This is a genomic window from Deltaproteobacteria bacterium (genome assembly GCA_021737785.1).
Lineage (GTDB): Bacteria > Desulfobacterota > DSM-4660 > Desulfatiglandales > Desulfatiglandaceae > AUK324.
This window is the reverse complement of record JAIPDI010000059.1, coordinates 21,508-27,622: the sequence shown is the minus strand read 5'-3', so window position 1 is coordinate 27,622 and position 6,115 is coordinate 21,508. Positions and strand designations below refer to the sequence as shown.

At 47.0% G+C, this 6,115-nt stretch carries 2 protein-coding genes; both read left to right on the top strand.

Annotated elements, in window-relative coordinates; all coding sequences use genetic code 11:
• The first annotated feature begins 669 nt into the window (after positions 1-669).
• Positions 670-2,361, top strand: coding sequence for an NERD domain-containing protein (locus tag K9N21_21080; protein MCF8146408.1), 1,692 nt, complete (start codon positions 670-672; stop codon positions 2,359-2,361).
• 8 nt (positions 2,362-2,369) lie between these two features.
• Positions 2,370-6,053, top strand: coding sequence for a hypothetical protein (locus K9N21_21075; protein ID MCF8146407.1), 3,684 nt, complete (start codon positions 2,370-2,372; stop codon positions 6,051-6,053).
• Positions 6,054-6,115: the final 62 nt, after the last annotated feature.

The following is a 6,115-nucleotide window of genomic DNA, read 5'->3' as shown; positions in this document are numbered from 1 at the left end:
GGCGGCATCCCGAGCGTTGGTCCGGGAAGACTCGTAACTGGAATCCAATACCAACGGTGCGGCTGAATCCGCAGCTGAAGGACGAAATGAAAAAAGCTGCATAGTCACCTCGTCCGACAACTATCTTGACACGCGCCGGTTAGAGGATCAAATCAAACTCAATTTACTCGATTTTGTCAAGCGACTGCGATCTGCCGGTCTTAACCTCATCCATCTGGACACCGCAATCAATAATTGGTGTAAACCTCCAAGCACCGTCATCCACGCTCCTCAAAAGATAAAGCATTTTAGGATCCTTTTAGATGTTCTGGGTCTCAAGCATGGAAATGATGCGAATGAGACGAAAGGAGGCGTTAAATGGTGGCAAATAGCTTGGAACGAAATTCGTCGATCCCGAGGTGAGGCCATACAGGCTGGCTTTCAAGCGCATGATTTTATTGAAGAGAACCTTGTGGATGCTCTCAATCGGGCTATCCCTGTGATCAGTAAGCGAACCTCAGAGTCAAATGGGTTTCTTTTTGACATTTCTGTTGAAGGGGGGCATGAGGGAAAAGTTTATTTTCTCAAACTGCTCAATGTTGAGGAAGGATTCATGGTTCCCGACTTTCAGTTTAAGAAATTTATTGACGTCGATCTAATTGACCAATGGCGAGAATGATACCATCGTTCATGGATGACCGCACACCTCCGGGGGAACGTGACGTTTTCAATCTTCTGGCAGGAGGCCCGGATAGCTGGAGTGTAATACATTCTCTTGATCTTGCCCCGTGGAATCGGGGGCTACGTACAGAAATAGATTTTGTTGTTATTGTTCCAGACACAGGTATCCTCTGTATTGAGGTTAAATCGCATGAAAATATTTCATTTGATGGTCAAAGATGGTACCCAAATTCGATAACGCGGTCACCCTTTAAGCAGGCATCTGACTGCAGGCATACCTTCTATCGCAGGCTTAGGGAACTCGCACCGCAGTTCAAACGAATTCCAGTGGTTCATTGTTGCATTTTCCCTATGGCCAATTTTGACTTGTCACCAAACCTCTCCGTCCAACCATGGGAACTCATTGATTTACGGACGTTTCGGAATTTTAAAAGCAGCCAGGAGTTTTGTAGGGACTTGAAGGCCAGAATAATCAGAAGCGTATCAGCTGAAGTGAATCTGCAGCAGGTTGACCAACCATTAACTAAAGACCAAATTGGGTTAATTGTAAAACAGTGTGTTCCGGTACAGAGGTTTTGCCCAGATGGGCGTGAGGAAATCAGGCACCGGGAAGCGGAGATAGAAAGGCTATTGATAAATCAACAAAAGCCTGTTTTGCAGCTTGCAGAATGGAACGAACGCTTAATAGTAAGAGGTGGAGCTGGAACAGGAAAAACCCTGATTGCCATGGAGTTAGCCCGCCGTATCGCTGAGAATGGAAAACGTGTAGCCCTGTTGTGCTATAACCGACTTGTTGGAGAATGGATGAAAAGGAAGCTGGAACAAACAAGACCACCTCTTCCTAATCTTGTGGTAGGCCGTGTTATCAGCGTTTTGGCAGAAATGGCAGGCATTCGACATCCTCAAGCCCCAATGCAAGATTACTGGGAAACTACGTTGCCGCGAGAACTTGAAGAGAGAATAACAGACCCTGATTTCAGGGCAACAGCGTCCCTCGACTACCTTGTTCTCGATGAAGCCCAAGATATTCTTGCAAGGCCCACACTATGGCAATGCCTCCTGAATTTTCTTTCAGGTAATATGGAAGCAGGAGCCTTTTCGCTCTTCGGTGATTTTGATCACCAGGTTCTTCGGGCGAGGGAAAACCTGGAAAAGGCGATTATCCAACTTAATAAAGCCAGTCGTCCTGTTCAATGGAAACTGTCCATAAACTGCCGAAATTACAGGATCGTAGGAGATACTGCGGTTATGCTGGCTGGTCTGGGAGGCCACGTATATTCTGGGTACGCGCGCTCTGGTGGCAGTGTGGCCAATTATGACATCTACTTCTATCATGATTATGAAGACCAACTTAAGAAGATCGGAGAATATTTAAAACAATTTAGAGATTACGGATACAAAAAGTCCGAAATAACCCTATTATCATTTCGCTCTGATAATATGAGCGCCGCAATGCAACTGAGACAGAAGGGATTTGAAGTCCGTCCGGCATGGCAGTCAGGGGAATTTACATCATTTGCAAGTGTTCACTCCTACAAAGGCATGGAAAACAAGGTAATAATTCTTACTGATGTAGTTATAGAAAATCTGGAATTTCAGCGCGACCTCTTTTATACAGGCTTGACTCGGGCTATAGAATCAGTCCGCGTTTTGTGCGAAGACAGTTCTAAAGAGAGTATCCTGAAATGGCTCCAAGCTTGAGGTGAGACATGAGACAACGATCTGACGTTATTGGATGGATCCGCAGTGAAATTTTAGGCCCATCACGGCCGATTTCTGAACCAGACATTATTCAGTTCCAAGACCGAACCTTTATTGATCCAATCTCGTTTCGCCGCGGTCCAGTAGTGTGGGTCCCCGATTCTGAAAACGATGCGCAGGAAGTCCTGTATTACGAGCTCGAAACGCCACATCGAAAATACGGCGCAGGGCTGCTTCACCCTGCTTCCGCCCAAATAACTACCCCTCCTCCTGATCAAGCGGCTTTAGAAGCTACAGATACGTTAGGTGCTGAATTTCAAGAAGATGGAATCCAAGATGAGGAATCTATAGATTCGGATTCAGTGACCGAGGACGATGATGGGAACCAAGTTTCACAATCAGTTGATGCTGAAGGTACTTTTGATGATTTTGAGGTGACAAGCCCGGATATCAGGTATCCATCAACTATGGGCATATCTTTCTGTGTTCAAATGAAGCCAAGATGTCACATGGACGTTATGCTGCCTATAAGACGACGATTTGTTTGGCAGGATGAAGACGGGGTGCCTTTTTCCTTAAACGGCCGGTATGAACAATGTAAGCGCCGATGGGCTGATAGCAACGGCCGCGAAAGGGTGACACCGGTTTGGCGAAGAGTACCAGCTCTGCTGGATGGGACTTATGTGAGGATTGAATACCCCGAGATACTAAGTAAGCAGGTGATTAGGAAGGATGTTGTAATGCCAGAGGCTTCGCCAATACGTTTACAGGTGGAAGTATTGCCGCGTCAGTTGGGAGATCACGAACATCTCTGGCTATTGACAGTTGTTCTGCGAAATTCGACGGTTCCAACGGCAGACCAAATACCGCGGGAGGCGATTTTGTTTCAGTCATTTTTCGAAATCAAAATTGCTGGTGGCAAGATAGAGCCATATCCCGAGAGCCACCGTCCCTTTGAAAAACTCGATCCGGATGAACAATCACTGGCACTTCTTTATCGCGAATCAGCAACTTGGGGTATTGGTCATGGCTGTTCAGCAGGGTGGGACGCCGAGCCTGGAAAAGAACCTGCCACGGTTTATGCTGATGTAATGCCTGCGGTGGAATTGCCCAGCATGACCCCTGACATCGAGGTTGGCGGGAAACCTATTAAGATTACGATGAGGGCTATGGCAACACTTCCGGACGATTTGGAAAGCCCTGAATGGGAATCCTTGTACAACTTGGCAGAAGGCTACGAAGAATGGATCCGTGCTCGTCAAAATGAGACTGCTCAACTACCAGAGTATCTTGCTGCTGTAGCGAGCAGGCATTTGGTTGCTTGTGAAAAATGCCTCGAGAGGATAAATTCCGGCATAAGCATCCTAATTAGCGATCCGTATTCTCGTAAGGCGTTTCGATTGGCAAACCTAAGCATGCTCTTACAACAGATTTCAACCAAACAATTAGTCCGTCGTCCTCTCCACTGCAATTCGAATGTCCGATCTGTAACACCCAAAGGATATTATCAGTCTCCCTGGAGTATCTATGAAACGGGCGGAGAGGATAATGGCCGAATTGGTACATGGCGCGCATTCCAAATAGCATTTCTCCTGATGTCCCTGGCTGGTGTTCGAGAGGGCAATTCAATTGACCGTGAGATTGTTGACCTAATATGGTTTCCGACTGGAGGAGGGAAGACAGAGGCGTATCTCGCCGTCATGGCCTTCTATATGTTTCACGAGCGTCTTTTGATGAATTCTGAGAACAGCGAGCCTGAACGCGACGGTACAAATGTGCTAATGCGTTACACACTCAGGATGCTCACAACACAGCAGTTTCAGCGTGCCGCCAGCCTTATATGTGCGATGGAGCACCTTCGTCGCAATTCTGATTCCTGCGGCATTTTACCAATCCCTGGTCGGCGGTTTTCCCTCGGATTGTGGATTGGATCTGACGGATCGCCAAACAAAATAAAAATAGCCAGAAATGAGATTGCCAAATTCCGGCGAGGTGATATTGAAGGAAATCCGCTTGTTCTCACTGAATGCCCTTGGTGCAGAGCAGAAATTGGACGATATTCTGGCAATCGTCCCAGCTATATTTCCCGTAATCATTGGAAAATGGCGAGGACCAAGGGAATATCAGATAATGGCGATAATGGACCTTTACTGCACTGTCCTGATCCAGAATGTACGTTTGGGCAAGAAAATCCGGCAGATTGGCTACCTGTTGAGGTTATTGATGAACGGATCTATCAACATCCTCCATCTCTTGTCATAGCGACAGCGGACAAGCTGGCTATAGCTGCTTATCGACCGGAAGCCGGGTCTCTTTTTGGCAGATCAATTGTTGACGGGCAGGTCTTTTACGATTCTGTACCTCCTGGTTTGATTATCCAAGACGAATTGCACCTTATATCCGGTCCTCTTGGGACGATGTATGCTCTGTATGAAACTGTCTTTGAACGACTTTGTTCATATGAGAGTAACGAGATAACTACAAAACCAAAGATTATAGCATCTACTGCAACCGTAAGAGGCGCTGACGGCCAAGTCAAAGCATTATATGGACGAACCCGCTTCCAGTTGTTTCCGAGCCCGGGTTTGACAATGGGAGATTCCTTTTTTGGAAAATATGCAAGAGATGGTCATGAAAGGCTCCAAGATGGTAGGCTTTATCTTGGTATTCACGCAAGTGGATACGGATCAGTACTGACAACTCAGGTCCGCAGTTTCTCTGCGGCTTTATTCAGGTCATATGCTCTTGATCCTGCTATGCGCGATCCCTGGTGGTCTCTGGTAGCTTTTTATAACAGTATCAGGGAGCTTGGAGGCGCCAGAACTCTTTTCGATAGTGACATACGATCACGCTTGAAGTTTCTATTCAACCGGGAGGGCTTTGCGCAAGATGACCGGCGCAATCTACGGATTATCGAGGAACTCACAAGTCGCCTTTCCCAGGCTGAGATAGTTAAGATGCTGGATCGTCTGGCAGTGGCATATGATTCATCCTCCAACAGCCAGACTATAGATGCATGTCTTGCTTCAAATATAATTGAGGTTGGCATTGATATCGACCGCCTTTCTTTGATGAGCGTAGTTGGCCAGCCAAAGACTACAGCGACCTATATCCAAGTGACAGGGCGTGTGGGCCGCAGATGGTGGGAGCGGCCCGGTCTGGTTCTGATGATATATAATCCATCTAAAAGCCGAGACCGATCACATTTTGAACAGTTTCACAGTTACCACCGGCGTCTTTACGAACGGGTAGAGCCGACAACGTCAACACCATTTGCACTTTCTGCTATTCAACGAGGAGGTGACGGGGCGATGCTCACTTGGGCAAGACAACAAACCGATGCGTCTGTTCAAAACTGGGAATCCTATAAAGCACATGTTTTGGCATGTTATCAAATGCTTATAGACAGATGTAATGTCGTTCAGGCCCAAGAAAACCTGTCTGTGTCCTTGGCAGAACTGGAGCGGGTGCGAAATGGATTGCTATGGAAATGGAGGCAAAACCCTCAAGAATGGGAGGATTTCCCACCGAAACTGCATGGTGAATATCTTATGCTTTGGCCTGGCCAGTATGCAACAGCTGGCCAGAAGCGCCGAGGTGTGGTTGTGCCAAGCAGTATGCGACAGGTGGACAGAAGCGCTGAATTGGAGATAACTCAAGGATATGGGGATAGTGGAATAGACGAGGAATAGGCTTTAGGGATTATCTGATACCAGTTTCACTTATCAGACAGTTAGGCTTTGGGAGAGGTTAG

Excerpts from the sequence above, each read along its gene's own strand:
- K9N21_21080 (MCF8146408.1), top strand. The coding sequence starts at position 670 with ATGGATGACCGCACACCTCCGGGGGAACGTGACGTTTTCAATCTTCTG.
- K9N21_21075 (MCF8146407.1), top strand. The coding sequence starts at position 2,370 with ATGAGACAACGATCTGACGTTATTGGATGGATCCGCAGTGAAATTTTA.